Genomic DNA, 18,418 nt, shown 5'->3' with positions numbered 1-18,418 from the left:
ATTATTAACATGACTGGTAACAGCTACCGTTTAGCTCACCACCAGTCCATTACCGGCTAAAAAACTGGCGCTGAAAAAGTGTGCATTTGCTGGCGAAAAAGTGTGCACTTTACTTGACTGCTTACACCAGACCTTAACATCAACGAAAGCAAGCTTATTATTCAGAATTTCAGATGATAAAATCGGATAAAAAAGTCAGATGCTGATGAACCTATGTAAGACGTAATGCCAGAAAGCTTCTTTCTGCTCCATGCCTTAAATTCTCTCGTGCTTCGATTCTTGATCTGACCTCGTTATTTTGAACCTACTCGCCAATCTCTTCCATATCCAAAACATCATTATGATCGTCACAAGCCAAATCGACGCGAGAGATGTTGACGAATTCCCTATGCTCTGTGAATGTTATTGTAGCTGTACCCTTCTTTGTATGCTTGTAGACAGCTACCGCACGAAGTAAACAAATCAGGATCAAAGCCAAGATATTTTCGGATTACTTCCCTAAGATTCTCAAGAGCGTACACCGCAAAGCTACACCAGTCAATTATATCCTTAATACCCTTTTCCATTGCTGCTCCCTTCCCTATTTATGCGTGGATTGTAATGAGTACTATGATTGGATGAAAACGCACCCAGATAAAGATGGTTACTTTATCTGGGTGCGTTTCTTTAATTCACATTTTGCGTGTGATGCAGCGAAATTTGCTTAGATTTGATAAATACGCTGAGCTTTTTATACGCAAGCATCGTTATAACCGTCAAAATAAGACCTTTAATAATGTTAAAAGGTACCACTCCGATTAACAAATAGGTACTCATACCACTAATGCTTGGGTTGACCGTTGCGCAAAGATCAAAAATAGCCTGTAAATTCCAACCCATCGCGTTGATGTAAAACGGAATAATTAAAAAGTAGTTTGCAAGAGTGGCAATCACGGTCATTGCAGCTGTTCCGAGCACACAACCAATTGCTGCGGCTTTACGTGTTTTATGAAAGCGATATACCATAACGGAAACAATTACCAATGCACTGAGCATGAGAAAATCAGCCAATTCGCCAGAACCACCGGTCACAGTTTGGGTCAAGTGGAGCAAATCCTTGATTAGAATCATCGATATCGCAGGCCCAATTCCAAAAATAAACGCACCGATCAATACCACTGCACCGCTCAGATCAACTTTTAAAAACGGTGGCATAAACGGAATGGGGAATTCAAAATACATCAGCACCGTGGCTAACGCTGCAAATAATGCAGTATAAGTGATTTTTGTTGTTTTTGTCATTTGGTGGTCGTCTCCTTTTGAGGTTCTGCTTTGTTGGGAACAAAAAAGCGCCCTCGAACATAATAGTCCAAGGGCGTGCAGACGTACCGAAATACACCTGTTTCTTTCATCCGGACTTTAACCGTCGGTTGGGATTTTCACCCATCAGCCTTTCGGCTCGCAGACTATCGGGGATATGCCCCTTTCACTGCCGGTGGAGACTTTCACTCCGCCCTGAAACAGAACTAATTAAATTTATAGCTTCATTATAGTGCAGGTTGTTGCATTTGTCAATAAGGTTCTACAGAAAATGACGAAAGCACCTCAAGAATCTCGCTCCGTGTGCTGACAGCGTTGATAAACTCCAGTAAGGCGTTTGCTGTCATATGCTCGGGCAAATCCAGCTTTCGCAAAAGTAGTTTGCGCCGTGCCGCGCTTCCCTGTCCTCCACTAAGTCCCCAAGCAAATAAATCTGCCTTAATAATTGGCGGAGCTTGGCGTTCGGACGCTGTGTTATCGTCTAAGAATGTTGCTCCGGCGCGACGTAATGCATCAATAATCACGGTGGGGCGCATTCCTTCTACCCCTAGCTTCCCTTCTTTTGATACCTGTCGTTTGCGGGATTCCTTGCCGAGAACATCTGGAATATATGCCTGCTTGACTTGTTGTTTGGGCAACGCTCCTTTTAAATAATTGCGAATTACAAAACCGGCGCCGTCGCTGTCCGTTAGCACGATTAAACCGCGTACAGCAGCAATTCGCCGTATCATCTGAAGCTGCTCAGCATTGTTAAATATGCGAAAACCGCCTGTTTCGAGGATGACGGTATCCACCACCTGCCGTACCGTATTGACATCATAGCGGCCCTCAACTAATATTGCTTCTTTAATCCGTATCATTTGTTCGCTCCGAATTCTGCTGCCAGTTCTAGCAGGGTGAGTTCAATTTGCTTTTGGCGGTCAACCACACTCCCCTTCAGCATTGTATCCGTCCTAGCACAGACAGAGGCTGCATTTCGTAGCCATGACAGCGGCAGCTTACGCGCGGAACTTTGAATTTGGCGCGCATAAAAAGGAGATTTTGAGCCAATCAGCTCCATCAGTCTTTTCTCCCCTCCCCTTGCTCCTTCGCATATTTTTGCAGCATATAAGCGCTGTATATGCCGTGTAATAACCGAGAACAGCATAACTTCACTATTCTTTTGTGCAATCAAATCATCCACTAATGCAACGGCACGGTCAAATTTTCCTGCAGTAATTGCATCTGATAAATCAAATACCACCGCTTCCAGTACACGAGAACAGACGGAATCAATATTGTATTTTTTAATCTCGCCTGTTGTTGCGTGCGCCGCCGCCTTTTCAATCTCCCCCAGCAGGTTGGTCATGGAGTTGCCGCAAAGGAACATCATATATGCACAAACATCCGGTGAAATGGACCGATCAAGCGCTCGGAAACGACGTTCTATCCATGCCGTCAATTCGTGCTCATCCAGATGCGTAAACTCGGCAAAGCATGCACTTTTTTCTAGTTTTTTATAAATCTTTGTACGTTTATCAGGTTTACCATCTATTGTATCAAAATAGAATACCAGACATAGATAGTCCGGCAAATCATCGAGCATGTGATCGAGCATGTCCGAAAAGGCGGCGGATGGTTTAAAAAGATCGAAATCGGTGACAACAACCAGCTTTTTTTCGGCCATGGCCGGGTAACTGTCTACTGCCTCGGTTAGTTGCTCCGGGGTGAGGCCTTTGCCCTCGAATTCTATCAGGTTAAACTCTCGAAACGTCTCGTCAACCACCTGCTGTTTCAACTGATTCAGGTAATACTCTTTGAGATATGCCTCTTCTCCGGAAATGATGTAAAGCGGCGCAAACGTTCCATTTTTAATATCCTGTATCAGCTTTATCTTGCCGTTTTGCGTCGTTTTGCCTGCCATATTTTCATTACTCCCTCAGTTTATATTTCTTAGAAATCTCACCTATTTCATAGGTGTTTTCTATCATTATTCCGTCAAACCGATCCATCGCAGAGCTTCCCGATTCCAGAATGATTCGCTGTGTTTCCATCTGATGCAGTGCCGTTCTCAGCAGGCTGGAATCTCCCATTCCGCTTTGTGATAAAACCACATTTTTTGCACGAAGTGAATGGTCTTCGAGATAGGTCTGCAGTTGTTTCTGCGTCGGACTGTGCAGCACGACGGTATCCTCACCCACTCGAACCCCGAGTTTACCATCCACAATCGGAAAGACTTGAATCGGTATCTCACCTGCTAGAGTTTGCTCGGTTCGCTGCACCGTTACGGGGATATTCGTTGTGGTAAGTGTTTTGAGCAGTGCTTCATTGTGCTTGGTCTGCTTGCATCCTGCAGGCATAATAATTTGGCGAACCGGCACATCTTCCACTAATTCCGGCAAATTGCGTGCATGGCCCTTATCTACGGCAGTCAAAATCAAGGTGTCAATCTGGTTGTAACAATTCCAGTCCATCCACTCCTGCGTCATCTCCGCGGCATTGTGGTAGCCGCTGCCGCTACAGTCGATTACAGTCAACGCCTTCTGCGCATGAGAAACCAGTATCACTTGACCCGTGCCGCAGGACAGATAGGAAACAGTGAAGTTTGCACGCGCCTGACTTGCATCCAGTCCAATCAGCACTATCAGTATACCACAAACGAGCGGAACTGAAAAACGCAGTTTTACTTTATCGCCCCATAGCAGCCACAATACAATAAAGGTACTGAAAACCAGCAGCGCTGCAACGCTATAGGCATCTTCCAAATACACAAGTCCAAATGGCAAATCGGCAATCCAGTGCGCTACCCGAAGCATGTATGTAAGCATCCGCCGGACGCAGGCAGCCAGTCCCTGTGCAATGGGTGGAAGCGTCCAGTACGTAATGCTGAGTAGAAATCCGCCGACAAAGCACAGCGCAACGACTCCCACCATCAATAAATTGCTGAGGACGGAGAGTACGGACACATAGCCAAAGGCGGAAAAGAGAATAGGGATAGTAAAAATTATAGCGCAGACTGTACAGCTGAGTGCGCTGAATATCACATGAAGCAGTCGCCTGACTGCTCTTGGCGCGCGCCGAAACGGCCGCATTAGTTTATTAAGCATTTTACTGGCAAAAAGAATCAGTCCCATTGTTGCGGCAAACGAAAGCTGTAACCCGACATTGGCAATCGCATGCGGGTTGGATAGGAGCAAAATAGCAAGCGCCAAGAAGAGAGAATTCAGACTATCTGCCTGCTTTTTTAAGAAGAACCCGCCCGCTGCGACCAGGTACATAATACCGGCACGGGCGACCGACGGTGTCATGCCGGCCATGGGAATAAAGAACAGCACAGCCGCTACAGAAAATAGCGTGCCCCATTTCCGCCCAAACAGCAGCAGACAGAAGGATACCAAAAAACCGATATGCATACCCGAAACTGCAATCAAGTGGCTGAGGCCTGCCTTTCGGAATGCCGCAGCATCATTATCCGGGATATCTGAGCGATCTCCAATCAGCAAAGCGGTAAGTAAGCTGCCTTCGCGCGCCGGCAGCAGTGAAGCGATAGCCGCGCGAACACATTCGGCTGCCTTGAGTGGCAGGCGAATAGACATAGGGGATTCGGCAGAGGTATGCACAAAGTGCTCCGGAGCGCTCGGATTATCTGCATTATCACTCTTTTGATAGCTGGATAGTATGTATATTCCATTGGATGCGTGATACGCTGCCCGATTAAATCCTTCTGAGGATGTAGCACGGTAAAATCCAACCGAAGCCTCTACACAATCGCCAACATTCAGTGGCTGCTCTGTCAATGGCAGATAGCAAAGAGTGCGGAATGGTTTTTCCCCTTGTACAAGTAACTCCACGCGCTGATTGGTTTCATAGATCACTGGCTTGTTCCGAACCGTTGCCGAGATGGTGCGGACTTGTTGATCCAGCATTTTCAAAGGCAAGACTTGTACCGCATCATACAAGGACAGATAAACCATGCCGGCCACGGCACAGGCAGAGAGTACCAAGGCAGTGCATACTCTTGGGTGATTCAGCGCGGCAGCGATTGCAAACAACAGTGCCGCAAGGCTTAAAATTAGAAAATTCACATTGGGTGTTACATCAAACGTCACGCATAGAAAAATTGCAGCCGCAAATGCAGGTGCGCAGAAAATCAACGGACGACTCCCCATGATACTCCCCCTCTCAATCAAGATAGAAAAGAAGTGGCGCAGACGCGCCACTTCTTTTCTCACATATCAACCCGGAGGCCAGGTCATATCACGACCTGAAAGTACATGAAAATGCAGATGGAAAACACTCTGCCCCGCCTGCTCCCCAATATTTGATACCACGCGGAAGCTTTCCATTCCCAACTCTGCTGCCAGTTTGGTAATCACTTCAAAGCAGTGTGCCACAACTGCGCTATTAGAAACATCAACTGCCGCCACTGATGCAATATGCTGCTTGGGAATCACTAAAAAGTGGGTCGGCGCCTGCGGGTCGATGTCGTAGAACGCATAGACCCGGTCATCCTCATAAACTTTCTTAGATGGAATTTCACCCGCAGCAATTTTACAAAACAGACAATCCATCAGATTTGCTCCTTTCGCCCGAACCTTATAATAGGGATTCGACGATGTTATTCACGGCCTCCAGTGCCATCTCCAGCTTGGAAGCATCCTTGCCGCCTGCCGTTGCGCTGTCCGGCTTACCGCCGCCACCGCCGCCGCAAAGCTTGGCGACTTCCTTAATAATCTTACCGGCATGTGCACCCTTCTGAATGGCTTCTGCGCCGCAGACGCACAGCAGGCTTACTTTTTCACCGACAACGCAGGAAAGTACGGCAACCATATTGGGTGCTTTTTCCTTAAAACTGTCGCCCATGGTGCGTAGCATATCGGGTGTTGCATCATCAAACTTTGCAGCAACAACATTTACACCCTTAATGTCACAAGAGAGGTTAAACAGGTCAACCATCTGCATATTGGCAATCTGTGTGTTCAGCTTATCCACGTTTTTAGACAGCTCACGCAACTCAACCATGGTCTGGTTGGCCTTCTGCAGCAGTTCACTCGGAGATGTCTTGAGTGCTTTTGCAGCGTCTGACAGCAAGTTTTGATGTGCGCTCATCAGATTCAGCACACCCTTACCGGTTACAGCCTCAATGCGTCGTACACCCGCAGCAACGGATGCTTCGCCGATAATCTTGAAGACACCCGCCTTGGCAGTATTGTCGAGATGTGTGCCGCCGCACAGCTCAACCGAGTCTCCAGCCTGTACAACGCGAACAGTTGAACCGTACTTTTCGCCAAATAGAGCCATCGCACCGCGCTTCTTGGCCTCGTCAATTGTCATTTCCTCGGTAATAACAGAGTCACCGGACAGAATGGCATCATTGACCAAGGTCTCTACCTGCTGAATCTCGTCTTCGGTCAACGCTGCAAAATGGGTGAAGTCAAAGCGGATATGGTCATTCGCGGTATAAGAGCCTGCCTGCTCAACGTGAGTGCCCAGCACCGTACGCAATGCACGCTGCAGCAGATGCGTTGCCGTGTGGGCACGGCAGATCGCCTGACGGAACGCCGTGTCAACAGTCGCCGTCACCGTATCATCGACATTAATCTGGCCTTCGGTTACCGTGCCGATGTGCATGAACTTGCCGTCCTTGGTCTTCTGAACATCTGTAATGGAAACGCGGCCGCTCTTTGTGCTAAGCACGCCGTGGTCGCCAATCTGGCCGCCCATTTCCGCATAGAACGGCGTATGATCCAGTACGATTGTCACCTTCTCGCCGGTAGAAGCCGCACCGGAAGGCTCACCCTCACAAACAATAGCAAGAACCTTTGCTGTTTCTTCCAACGTTGCGTAACCGTCAAATGCTGTTTTGATAGACTTATCCAGACCCAAATCCTCGCTCTGCCAACCCAAATCGCCCATTTTCTTGCGATCTTCACGAGCGCGCTGGCGCTGCTCGCTCATCAGGCGATCGAACTCAGCTCGATCGGTCGTCATATCCCGCTCTTCCAGAATTTCAAGCGTCAAATCAATCGGGAAACCGTATGTGTCATACAGTTTGAATGCCTCAGCTGCCGGCAGCTCCTTGCTTTCGCGCGAGGCCTCAATCAAATCATTCAGCATGGAGAGGCCGCTGTCAATCGTCTTGTTAAAGCTGGCCTCTTCGTTCTCAATTACCTTGTGAATATAAACGCTCTTATCAACCAACTCCGGGTATGCGTCTCCGGACTCCTGAATGACCGTGTCGGTAATCTCCGTCAGGAAGGGGCGGTTGATGCCAAGCAGCTTGCCATGGCGCGCGGCACGACGCAGCAGGCGGCGCAGCACATAGCCGCGTCCCTCGTTGGACGGAATGACACCGTCGCAAACCATCATAACAGTCGAACGAATGTGATCGGTGATTACACGCAGCGACACATCCGTCTTATCACTTTCACCATAGTGCTTGCCGGCAATCTCGGAAACATGATTGGTGATATTCCGAACCGTGTCAACATCAAACAGCGACCCAACGTTCTGCACCACGCAGGCCAGACGTTCCAGACCCATGCCGGTATCGATATTTTTTTGCTTCAGCTCGGTATAGTGACCGTTTCCATCGTTATCAAACTGCGAGAACACATTGTTCCAGACCTCCATATATCGGTCGCATTCACAGCCAACCGTACAGTCCGGCTTGCCGCAGCCATATTCCTCACCGCGGTCATAATAAATCTCAGAGCAGGGGCCGCAGGGGCCGGAGCCATGCTCCCAAAAATTATCGGCCTTTCCAAAACGGAAAATCCGCTCAGACGGAATGCCCATTTCTTTGTTCCAGATTTCAAATGCTTCTTCATCTTCCTCATAGATGGAAGGATAGAGCCGGTCTGGGTCAATACCGACCCAGTCGGGGCTGGTCAGGAATTCCCAGCTCCACGCAATCGCCTCTCTCTTGAAATAGTCGCCAAACGAGAAATTGCCCAGCATTTCAAAAAAAGTGCCATGACGTGCCGTTTTGCCGACATTTTCGATATCGCCCGTGCGGATGCACTTCTGGCAGGTCGTCACACGGTGACGCGGGGGCTCCTGCTCACCGGTGAAAAACGGCTTCATCGGCGCCATGCCGGAATTGATGAGCAGAAGCGACGGATCGTTCTGCGGGATGAGCGGAAAGCTCGGCAAACGAAGATGACCCTTGGTTTCAAAGAAGGCCAAGTACATTTCGCGCAGTTCATTTAAACTTCTGTACTTCATTGTATCCTCCAAAATATAAATTTACAAATTAAAAATGCTCCCGCCACCTCGTTAGGGGCGAAAGCAAACTTCCACGATACCACCCTAATCTGCCCGAAGGCATCTTAGCAGTCCGTTATCGGGGACAAATCCGGCCTATTCTCACAGGCTGCTCAGAAGTGGCTGCTTTTCGTTTGTGCCGAGGGCTTGCACCATCTCCCTCTCGCTAAAGGCATTGCCGAAAAACTCGTTTCGTCATCGCAATTCTCGATATTACGTGTTTATTATGCCACTTTTTTTGCTCTTTGTCAACAAGAAAACCGACCCTTTGTGGCCGGTTTTCTTAAAGAGAGGTGATTTAAGTTATTGTCTCGTCATCTAAGCGGGTTACCTTTTTAACCCACTTCCAACTATGCAGCCGTATTGCTACCGGAAGTGCTTTGTAAAGCTGATCCCATTTCAAAAAGAAGAATACAACCACCGGTGCACACTCCCACCAAAAGGCCGCCATGGCCGATAGCGGCACGACAATCAGCCACATGCTGATAATGTTTAACTTTGCGCTGAATGCTGTATCACCGCCGCCGCGGATAATGCCATTGTCGCAAGCCATCTGATAAGAAGTGCCTACTGTTGTCACCGCAAGGACTGCCATAAACTGCGTGCTCAGTGCATATGCACGTTCTGTCAGCGTACCGCCGAAGATTTGTAGAATTGGGGCACGCAGAAGGAAGATGGTCAGTCCGGATAGCAGGCCAATGGTGATAAATATCACTTGTAGCGTATGGACGAGCGGTCGGAGCTGTTCCTCGCGTCCTTCACCGATTGTGCGGCCAACCACAATGCCGGAGGCTGATGCCGCACCATATGCAATGACGGAGAGAACTTGGAATACCTGAACCGCTATGGCGTTTGCCGCGGTAACATCACCGCCCAAATGACCTAAAATGCCGGTTTGTACCATTTGCGCAACGCCCCAAAGCGCTTGATTAATCAACACCGGCGAGGAAACACGGGTGTAATCCCAAATATAACTTGCATCAATCCCAATCAACTTTTTCAGCGTCAAATGCAGTCGCTTTTCACGATATTTGAGGTAGAAAATAACGATGACCAACTCTATGCAGCGCGACACAAGAGTCGCAATCGCGGCACCGCGTACGCCTAACTCGGGAAAGCCGAAATATCCGTAAATCAGACAATAATTTAAGGTAACATTGATGCACAAGGTCGAAAATGAGATGATATAACCAATTGTTACAATGCCAACCGACCGCAAAGATGCCACCAAAATATTGGTGACTGTGAAAATGACATAGGAAAAGCAAATAATCTGGAAGTACTTTGCGCCTTCGGCAATCACCAATGGTTCATTGGAAAGTAACCCAAGCAGCTGCGTCGGGAAAAAGAAAACGATGCCGAAGAGGATTACAGAAAGTGCACCGCCAAAGCGAAGCGCAACGCCGATGATATGCGGAATGGGCTCCAGTTTGTTCTTGCCCCAATATTGAGAACCGAGCACAACCGCGCCCTCGCCCGCGCCCACAACCAGCATCTGCAGCAAAAATTGCACCTGGTTACAAAGTGAAACGCCTGCCATCGCATCTTGGCTATATCGGCCGAGCATGATGGTATCCATCATGTTGACACTGTAAGTCAGCAGATTTTGAAGCGCAAGTGATAAAGTCAAAATCATGAATGATTTATAAAATGTCTTTTCTTTAATCACGAATGTCTCCCCCGAAAATGATAAACTTATTTGCATTTTATGAATCTTTGCCGAGAAATTACGGTTATCTTTCTGTGCTGTTTATAGTTTATCGGAGAAGGATAGAAATAGCAATAAGAAAACAGTGCAATCTATTTATATTTTGTGCTATCATAGAAGTACAGCAAGAATATGAAAGAATTCATCGAAGAAAATGACGGTTGCTCTCAGCCTCTGTGAAGCTTCGATGGTACAGGAAGTGATTCGTATGAAGGTTCTTGGCGAACCCGGCGTTCTATATCGCTCAGAACGATTTTTTTCTACACCCTCGGCCATGGCACGGCACTTGTTTTTTTATGTGACGCGCTGTGGGCACTATTACTGCGATGCGGAATATGATTTTAGGGATGACTGCGCGGTCGGCAAGATGGACAGCCATAAGAATTTTTTTTTGATTTTTATCCGCTCCGGAAAACTGCATTTTCAAACAGCGGCTACGTTTATGGCTGAACAAGGTCAAATTGCACTCATAGACTGTCGGATGCCCCACCGCTTTTATGCGACCGATTCTGCCGAAACGCTATGGATGCACTTTGACGGGGCAGGCGCACGCGCCTTCTTCAATCAAATCTTGACTTTCCGCTGCGGAAAACAGGTGTTTCTCCCTCCTGCTGATGCGAAAATTGAGCAGGAACTCGCACAATTAATCTCAGGAATCCGCAGCGCGACACTGACGGAGGTGGATTGCTCGCAGCGTATCTATCGAATGCTATGCCACCTGCTATTTCCGCAGTCAGCTGGCGCTATCGAAACGGACGGGCCGGTTGCCCAAGCCATGCACTACATCAATGCGCATTTGTTCGAGGAGCTTTCGGTCAGTCGAGTCTCGCGCGCGGTCAACTTGAGTCCATCCCACTTTTCACGCTTGTTTCGAAGCTCTACCGGCTTTTCTCCCCATGAATATATCGTACTTCATCGCATTGATGAGGCGAAGGCACTGCTGCACTCTACTTCTCTTTCGGTAAAAGAGATTGCATTCCGGGTAGGATATCGAAGCGAAGTGAATTTCATTGCGTCTTTCACTGATAAAGCAGGCGTTTCTCCATCAACTTTTCGGAAAAACCCACTTTAAACTAAAAAAGCCAGAGGTGAAAACCTCTGGCTTTTTGTTTGCTTATGAAGCGATGATAACGCGGATTTTACCCCCGTTGGAGGCAGTGTTATTCGCATACAGGCGGAATTTGGTATAATTGGTTTTTGCACTCTGCAGAGAAATAAACTGCTGCTGTGCAGTCACATATACACCGATTTCATCTGCCAATTCGTAATAGCCGTCCGATGTTTTCACGCCTACCGAACCATCAAATGCGCTGACTTCTACCGTATCCACTAATTTGAGCGGAAGAGTGTCCAAAGACGGATTTTTAACAGACGTACTATAACCCTTTGGAATTCCAACTGGGTTGCCCCAAGCTGCAGAAGGCAGTGAAACAACCGGGTAAGTAGCTGCAGTGTTCTTTCCGTCTTCCCAATAATCTAGTTTAACCGAATACAAGTAGTTGAATGACCCAGCACTGTGTTCATCCAACGGCGGCACATACTCGCCCTGCTTCTTTTCCCCATATCCAATACCGTATACCCAGCTTTCACCGGTTACATCACCCAACACGATATTCGTGATGGTTCCGGCATTATCGGAAACGGTATATTTAATCTGACCGGAAGACACGCTGGACAGCTTAATATCCGAAATCGAAATCAGGTTGAGCGGCGCACCGCTGATGACCTCTTCATACACCTTTACGGTGGGTGAAACTTGTGCTGTTCCGATTTTTCCGTCCGCAATTGTCCAGCTACCCGAAGTTTTGCCGCTGAGGGAACGTTTGGTGAGATAGGTTTTGCCGGAAGACTGTCCGACTGTAACCAAGCGCCCCATGAACGCAGTCAAATCTTCAGCTTCGCAGGTTGGCCGAATTGTCAGTCCATTTGTCATCAGAATCGTCGTCTGCTTGCCATTAATGCCCGTAACAATGCCCTGCATTTCGGCGCTTACAACCGATTTGGGATAGGCCGCAACCACGCCTCCGTTGGCATCAAACAACAGTGTAATGTAATCACCCAGTTTGATGTTCTTAAAGGTGGCTGCTGCGCTGTCGGAGATTGCGTAGCTCTCATCATACATTGTCACCTGTTGCGGATAGCTGAAGGTTGGCGTACCCTCGCCATAATATCCGCTCAGTCGGGTGTCGGTAACAATCGCCTTCTGGTTTGCCGCGTCCAGCGTGACCACATCATACTTCTGCAGCTTCGTACGGTCAATGGTTACACCGTTTTTAACAACTGCATAATTCTGCGGAATATTGACCGAACTTTCCAGACCATAAACAAAAGAGTGTGCATTTGCCGTAGCGCCGGTCGGCAGTACGGCCATCAGCGCAAGCTGACCATAAGAGTCATAGAACAAATGCAGCTTGCTACCGGATGTAATGTCTGCCCAGGATTCCGCATACGTCTTGGGTTCGGTGATTTCGCCGGTGTAAAGCTTGGTGTTGCGATCCGGTCGAATCACACCGGACTCGGTTGTCACGCCGTTTGCGGCGGCTGTCCGCACCGAGACAACTTCAACCTTGTTATGATTCGGTACAATGCCAATGGCGACAGCACTATTCTTTTTATCAAACACTACCGTGCCACTAATTCCGATCATCGACTTATCTAATGTGCCGATTGTAGAACGCTGCTGTACATTGCCATCCTCATAGAACAGCGCCATACCGCTGCGCAGCTTGCCGTTTGTCTCGCTGGTTGCCAGCAAAACGCTGTTTTCTACCGTGCCGGATGCGACCTTTTTCAGCAGGATATCGCCTTCCTTCGGCGTCGCTCCCAGGGTATTAAGCAGCATAAGCGCGGCATCAGAACGCTTGACGGCACCGGTATCCTTGACATCCGATACATTATCCGTCAAGCCGAGCGATTTTGCACGGGCAATATAGTCCTGCGGCCAAAACGGACCAATATCCGTTTCCTGATATCCCAGCATGCGCAGCAGCATTGTGCACGCTTCGCCAAAGTTCACCGTTTTATTCGGGCCGAATGTGCCGTCTGCATAGCCGCGAATAATTTTGCGATCTTTCAAGTCAGGGTGCCGCACCGCAGCGTTAATATACGGCGCTGCCCAATGAGAGTTTTTCACATCCGGGAAAATTGTGTAGCTGCCATAGGCGCTGACATCAGATAAACCCATTGATGTGACCGCAAGTTTGCAGAACTGTGCACGGGTCAGCGAACTGCTTGGATCAAATTGATTGTTGCCCACGCCCTGCATAATTCCCAATGCGTCGAGCACGGACGCCGTTTGCTCAAGCCGTGTATCCGAAATATCGGAAAACGCGGCGGAAGCAGCCGAAAATGTGAGGAGCATAGCCATGAGCATGCTCAGAATTCTTTTTTTCATTCCTACCTTTACCTCCATTACTGCGTGCGCAGCGCATCGACCGGCTGCAAGTTAGATGCCTTATTGGCCGGGTACAGGCCAAAAATAATACCGAGCAGCGCTGAAAACAGAAATGCACCAATGACAAGCCCCAAAGAGGGCAGCACGGTGAACTGCTCTACCTGCGGCATCCACCCGCCCTGCATTTGCTGCGCGAGCAGCAAATTGCCGAGGATTGCCGAAAGGAAACACCCCAGTATGATGCCTACGATACCGCCACAGCAGGAAACCACCGCAGCTTCAATCAGAAATTGACCGATAATATCTCGTTTGCGCGCACCGATTGCCATACGAATACCGATTTCGCGCGTACGTTCCGTTACGGATACAAGCATGATGTTCATAATACCAATACCGCCAACGAGCAGCGAAATACCCGCAACACCGCCGCCAAGCAACGCCAGCAGATTCGTTGACTGCTCCGACTGCTCCTGCCACTGGCTGTTGGAATAAGCATCTACATATCCTTGGTTTGCATCATATCGCGTTGACATGAATTCTTTGATTTTCTCGATGGTTGGGTCAATGACATCCTTACTGCTGGCTTGTACAAAATACTGCTTGCTGCCATTTACATTGCCCATCATTCGCTGCTGCAACGTATAGGGCAGCACAATCATCTGATCCTGAGAATTGAGCTTTCCGCCGTATTTTCCCTTATACACGCCGACGACCTTAAAGCTCATACCGCCAATGCGGATGGATTGATCAAGCGGGCTCATGGCGCCAAAGAAGGCCTTTCTAACCGTTTCACCAATCACACAGACCTTCGCTGAGTTGCGGCAGTCGTTTTCGGAGATGTCTCTGCCTGCCGTAATCACATTATTGGTGCAGACGCCGTAATCCTCATTGCCGAAATAAATCTGTGTATTATTGACATCCAACGTCTTGGAACGATATTTAATACCCTTGTTCTGCCAGTCATAATATTGACTCTGCGGTGACCAAGCCTTGATATCCGAAGCCAAGTCGGTGTCCATATAGGTCTCCAGCGCCTTCCAATCTGCATTTTTAGGGCCATAACCGTAGATTTGAATCTGATTTGTGCCCATCGCCTCAAATTGCAGCCGCTGCAGCTTGGATGTGCCTTGAATCGAGGCGACGATTGCGATAACCGACGCTACACCGATAATAATACCAAGCATTGTCAGAATGGAGCGTACTTTGTTGTTTGCAATGGATTTGATGGACATGCGAAGTGTTTGCATCCAGTTCATGCGCTGACACCTCCCCTGCCCGGTTCATCCGAAATGATACGACCGTCCTGAATGGTCACTATACGCTTTGCCATCTGTGCTAGATGATTATCGTGCGTAATCAGAATAATCGATGTTCCTTGATTGTTGAGTGCCGAAAGCTGCTCCATAATTTCGCGCCCCGATGAGGAATCCAAATTGCCGGTAGGTTCATCCGCCATAATAATCGGGGGCTTGGCTGCGACTGCGCGCGCAATCGCAACGCGCTGCTGCTGTCCGCCGGACATTTCGCCCGGTCGGTGATCCATACGATTTTTCAGTCCGACAGCGTCCAGTGCCTTGATCGAGAGATCGGTTCGGTCCGTTTTACCCAAACCTCGGTAAATCAGCGGCAGTTCAACATTCTCCAATGCTGTCAATGCGGGAATCAGATTAAATCCCTGAAAAATGAATCCAATTTCTCGATTTCGGATGCCGGACAATACTGACGGCTTCATATCGCTGACAAATTGTCCATTGAGACGATACGTGCCATATGTGGGAATGTCCAGACACCCCAAAATATTCATCAGCGTGGATTTACCGGAACCTGATTGCCCTAAAATGCATAGAAACTCGCCCCATTTAACTTGCAAGCTGATGTCATCAAGTGCGCGAACCTCGTTTTCCTTGCCCTCGTTGTAAATTTTACTCAGGTTTTGAACATCAATCAGCAAGTCATCGTTGGAATCAAGCCTCGGTTCAGCCTGCGGCTCGACGATTACCGCATCCTGCGTTGGCCGTTCAGAAGGCGGCGCTTTGGTCTTTCGAAACATGGCGAAGCCTCCTTAACCGACGGCGACAGTCATGCCGTCGCCCATGCCGGCATTCATGTCCTCGGGACCGGCCAGATAGACTTCAGTTCCTTCATCGATTCCCCACAGGATTTCTGTATTCGTCGAATCGGCAATGCCAACTTCTACCGGAACCAGTACGAAGCCTTCCGGCAGATTCTCGGTGCCCTCGGGCAGCGGAAGCACATTTTCAAACTCCTGTCCTTCTGCCGGACGTGCAAACACCGCTGTTCCCTCTTCCGTGTTGACCACTGCCGAGGACGGAACGGTAATGCAGTCCATCGACTGCGCCGTTGTAATCTTATATTGCACCGGATAATCCGGGCGCAGCGTCTGTCCCTCGATGGGATCAATTTGAATAATCGCCGGGAAGGTCGGCATGCTGCCTTGGCTGTTGTTCTGATTCTGTGAGGCCTCCATCGAAACAGACTGCACCGTGCCGGTAAACGTCGCTTCGCCCTCGTTGGTGTACATCGTAATCGTAGCAACCTGCCCCGGCTGAACGGCCGACACATCAGTCGCTGTAATATTAGCGTTTACAACAATATCAGACATATCAGCAACTACGCACAGAGCACCGGTACCGGTTACCTCCTGATCGACCGTTACCGGAAGGCTGACAATCACACCATCTATGGGCGACTTGATTGTCGCATTTTCAATCAGCGTATTCAGTTCCTTGATGCGCTCCTGTTTTGCCTGAACCTGCTTCTGTGCATTTACGACGGCATTTTGCGCGCTAACGACGCCGCTCTGTGCGTTTTGAATTGCCGTTTGGACGGAATCGCTGGTCATGCGGATGATTGATGCACCGCTGTTATAGGAATGGTTATCAATTCCATTGGCGGAAACAATTTCGCCGCTGACCTGCGCCGTGATTTCTTCTTCACGATTGTATTCCAGCGAACCCGACTCGGCCGGATACAACTCCCCTGCCGATGTGTTAATGGTAGCGGTTGCGAGCATTCCCTTGGTCAGAGTGCCCGGATTGCTGAGTCGAATCACCACTCGGAACAGCTTTACGCCCTCTGCAGAAACCTTCTGTACTTTTTCAATTGAGTCAACCTTGCCCGTTACAGTGCTCATTGCAGACGGAATCGAAACCGTAGCCGTTTGTCCGCTTTTCACATCATTAATATAGGCATAGCTAAAGTAGAGCGGCAGCGTCATCTGGCTGTCGTCCACCATAGAGCCAATCACAGTACCTTGAGAAAGCTGTTGGCCGACCTTAAAGCTGGTGGCCGCACCCTCTGTAGAAGCCGGCACAATCTTGCCGGTAAACGGCGCTGTGATATTCAGCTTGCTTTGATCTTTCTTGGCGCTGTTGACCTCATTCTGCGCCTTTGTGACATCCGCCTGTGCGTCGGACACAGCGCGCTGCGTATCGGTCAGTTCGCTAATCGCAGTTTCGAGTTCCTTACGCGTTTCGGTCGGATTCACAATCAGCAGCGTGTCCCCCTCGGACACTTGCTGACCAACCTCAACAAGCACTTCGCTGACCTTGCCCTTAAGTTCTTTGCCAAGTTCCTCGCGCTTCTTGGCAGCAGTCGTGCCGTCGCCCTCTATGTATGTTTCCAACATGCCACGGGTCGCATAACCAATGGTATTGGCTTGCTCATCTGTACCGCTGTTCCGGCTGCGTGCCACCAGATAAATGCCAAGACCGATTAACAGCGCTGCCAGCGAAACTGCGAGGATAATGCTCGCCTTTTTGCTTAAACGCTTTTTCTTTTTTGACATCATGTCGGCGTATTTATTGCGCTTTGGGGTCGTATGCGCACCGCCTTTGGTGGCTTTCTGTGACGCGTCACCGATTGGCTCAACGGCGTTTTCCGGCTGTACAACGGCAGTAGATTCCACGGTCTCCTGCTGTGCGGCCACGCTCTCCTGTGCCTGCTTTTTTTCTTCGCTCATGTTATGTTCCTTTCTTTTCTCTATCCGCGAGTGTACTATTTTAGATAATACACCATAATAATAACGACTTTGCGTCTGACTGTCAACCCTCCCCGGGTTACATTATATGGATTAGACGAATTTTACTGTATTTTGTTCCCACCGAGTGCGATACAATCCCGCATAAATACAGCGCGGGTTATGCCACCCGCGCCTTACTGTATCTTCATAAAATCTCTGTAAAAAACCGATACACCTGATCCGGCAACTTGTCAAGCGAATAATCGTTGCAAAATACGAAATCATATGCAAATCCTTCCACATCATCGTCTGAACGATTGCCTAATTTGCCGCGCACGGATTCCATTGCCTCCCGGCGCACCAATATCGTTTTACAGTCATTTCCCACGGTGCTGCAAAAACGTGCGATTTCTTCCGGTTCACGGATATGGACAAACAGAATTTGCGCATCGCTCTGCAGGAACGAGTGATATTGTTCCAGACAGTATGAAAACGGCAAATCATTAAATTCTGTGCAGATTTGCTTGAGCTGTGACAGAAACCGCCGAGCCTTTGGTGTTTTATCGCCGTTCCAACCGGCCGAACGTGCAACATCAAGAATCGGTGTGATGGAAGAAATATTCTGAACGCGCCAATGCCTGGCTGCAAGCTCACATATTGTATCTTTGCCGACGCCGCCGCTTCCATTGATGACGAACACATGTTTTTTCACTGCTTCACCCCTCTGTGCATTTCTGAATCTATTCTAGCACAGCGCCATGTCCTTGGCAAGCCATTCCCACCCGCGTTA

The 18,418-nt window shown here is 48.8% G+C and carries 13 protein-coding genes and 1 riboswitch; of the genes, 1 reads left to right on the top strand and 12 read right to left on the bottom strand.

Features of this window, described 5'->3' with window-relative positions:
• Positions 1-666 precede the first annotated feature (666 nt).
• From QOX26_RS12975 to QOX26_RS12945, 7 genes are all read right to left on the bottom strand, one after another.
• Positions 667-1,281 carry an ECF transporter S component gene (locus tag QOX26_RS12975; protein WP_283675401.1) on the bottom strand — a complete coding sequence of 205 codons (615 nt, stop codon included), beginning with the start codon at positions 1,279-1,281 and terminating at the stop codon, positions 667-669.
• A gap of 94 nt (positions 1,282-1,375) precedes the next feature.
• Positions 1,376-1,506: riboswitch (FMN riboswitch) on the bottom strand.
• Between the two features lie 44 nt (positions 1,507-1,550).
• Positions 1,551-2,159, bottom strand: coding sequence for a toprim domain-containing protein (locus QOX26_RS12970; RefSeq protein WP_283675400.1), 609 nt, complete (start codon positions 2,157-2,159; stop codon positions 1,551-1,553).
• Positions 2,156-3,202 carry a DNA polymerase III subunit delta gene (holA, locus tag QOX26_RS12965; protein WP_283675399.1) on the bottom strand — a complete coding sequence of 349 codons (1,047 nt, stop codon included), beginning with the start codon at positions 3,200-3,202 and terminating at the stop codon, positions 2,156-2,158. Before holA ends, QOX26_RS12970 begins: the two co-directional genes overlap by 4 nt.
• Positions 3,203-3,209: 7 nt before the next feature.
• On the bottom strand, positions 3,210-5,447 hold the full coding sequence (locus tag QOX26_RS12960; RefSeq protein ID WP_283675398.1) for a ComEC/Rec2 family competence protein: 2,238 nt from the start codon (positions 5,445-5,447) through the stop codon (positions 3,210-3,212).
• A 66-nt stretch (positions 5,448-5,513) separates the two neighbouring features.
• A complete protein-coding gene (locus QOX26_RS12955) occupies positions 5,514-5,852 on the bottom strand; it encodes a histidine triad nucleotide-binding protein (RefSeq protein ID WP_283675403.1) in 339 nt (112 codons plus the stop codon).
• Between the two features lie 22 nt (positions 5,853-5,874).
• Positions 5,875-8,505 (bottom strand): alanine--tRNA ligase, encoded by a 2,631-nt coding sequence (gene alaS, locus QOX26_RS12950; protein WP_283675397.1) that lies wholly within the window; start codon positions 8,503-8,505, stop codon positions 5,875-5,877.
• A gap of 337 nt (positions 8,506-8,842) precedes the next feature.
• The gene (locus QOX26_RS12945; protein WP_283675396.1) at positions 8,843-10,180 is read right to left on the bottom strand and encodes an MATE family efflux transporter; all 1,338 of its coding nucleotides are present in this window, start codon (positions 10,178-10,180) and stop codon (positions 8,843-8,845) included.
• A gap of 259 nt (positions 10,181-10,439) precedes the next feature.
• On the opposite strand from QOX26_RS12945, the gene QOX26_RS12940 reads away from it, so the two are divergent.
• Positions 10,440-11,324: an AraC family transcriptional regulator gene (locus QOX26_RS12940; RefSeq protein ID WP_283675395.1), complete on the top strand. Its 885-nt coding sequence runs from the start codon at positions 10,440-10,442 to the stop codon at positions 11,322-11,324.
• Between the two features lie 42 nt (positions 11,325-11,366).
• Here QOX26_RS12940 and QOX26_RS12935 read toward each other — a convergent pair whose 3' ends face one another.
• The 5 genes from QOX26_RS12935 to QOX26_RS12915 form a co-directional block, all read right to left on the bottom strand.
• On the bottom strand, positions 11,367-13,646 hold the full coding sequence (locus QOX26_RS12935; RefSeq protein ID WP_283675394.1) for an S-layer homology domain-containing protein: 2,280 nt from the start codon (positions 13,644-13,646) through the stop codon (positions 11,367-11,369).
• A gap of 17 nt (positions 13,647-13,663) precedes the next feature.
• A complete protein-coding gene (locus QOX26_RS12930) occupies positions 13,664-14,902 on the bottom strand; it encodes an ABC transporter permease (protein ID WP_283675393.1) in 1,239 nt (412 codons plus the stop codon).
• Positions 14,899-15,597 (bottom strand): ABC transporter ATP-binding protein, encoded by a 699-nt coding sequence (locus QOX26_RS12925; RefSeq protein WP_442870236.1) that lies wholly within the window; start codon positions 15,595-15,597, stop codon positions 14,899-14,901. Before QOX26_RS12925 ends, QOX26_RS12930 begins: the two co-directional genes overlap by 4 nt.
• Positions 15,598-15,708: 111 nt before the next feature.
• Entirely contained in the window at positions 15,709-17,628 is a 1,920-nt protein-coding gene (locus QOX26_RS12920) for an efflux RND transporter periplasmic adaptor subunit (RefSeq protein WP_283675391.1), read from the bottom strand.
• A gap of 205 nt (positions 17,629-17,833) precedes the next feature.
• A complete protein-coding gene (locus tag QOX26_RS12915; RefSeq protein WP_283675390.1) occupies positions 17,834-18,340 on the bottom strand; it encodes a hypothetical protein in 507 nt (168 codons plus the stop codon).
• Between the last annotated feature and the right edge of the window lie 78 nt (positions 18,341-18,418).

It is taken from the genome of Butyricicoccus sp. Marseille-Q5471 (genome assembly GCF_951230135.1).
Classification (GTDB): domain Bacteria; phylum Bacillota; class Clostridia; order Oscillospirales; family Butyricicoccaceae; genus Agathobaculum.
The sequence above is the reverse complement of the archived record's forward strand: the minus strand, read 5'-3'. Positions and strand labels throughout refer to the sequence as shown.

What these genes read in the sequence shown, in the direction of transcription:
- QOX26_RS12975 (WP_283675401.1), bottom strand. Translation starts at nt 1,281, where the DNA reads ATGACAAAAACAACAAAAATCACTTATACTGCATTATTTGCAGCGTTA.
- QOX26_RS12970 (WP_283675400.1), bottom strand. Translation starts at nt 2,159, where the DNA reads ATGATACGGATTAAAGAAGCAATATTAGTTGAGGGCCGCTATGATGTC.
- holA (WP_283675399.1), bottom strand. Translation starts at nt 3,202, where the DNA reads ATGGCAGGCAAAACGACGCAAAACGGCAAGATAAAGCTGATACAGGAT.
- QOX26_RS12960 (WP_283675398.1), bottom strand. Translation starts at nt 5,447, where the DNA reads ATGGGGAGTCGTCCGTTGATTTTCTGCGCACCTGCATTTGCGGCTGCA.
- alaS (WP_283675397.1), bottom strand. Translation starts at nt 8,505, where the DNA reads ATGAAGTACAGAAGTTTAAATGAACTGCGCGAAATGTACTTGGCCTTC.
- QOX26_RS12945 (WP_283675396.1), bottom strand. Translation starts at nt 10,180, where the DNA reads ATGATTTTGACTTTATCACTTGCGCTTCAAAATCTGCTGACTTACAGT.
- QOX26_RS12940 (WP_283675395.1), top strand. Translation starts at nt 10,440, where the DNA reads ATGGTACAGGAAGTGATTCGTATGAAGGTTCTTGGCGAACCCGGCGTT.
- QOX26_RS12935 (WP_283675394.1), bottom strand. Translation starts at nt 13,646, where the DNA reads ATGAAAAAAAGAATTCTGAGCATGCTCATGGCTATGCTCCTCACATTT.
- QOX26_RS12930 (WP_283675393.1), bottom strand. Translation starts at nt 14,902, where the DNA reads ATGAACTGGATGCAAACACTTCGCATGTCCATCAAATCCATTGCAAAC.
- QOX26_RS12920 (WP_283675391.1), bottom strand. Translation starts at nt 17,628, where the DNA reads ATGAGCGAAGAAAAAAAGCAGGCACAGGAGAGCGTGGCCGCACAGCAG.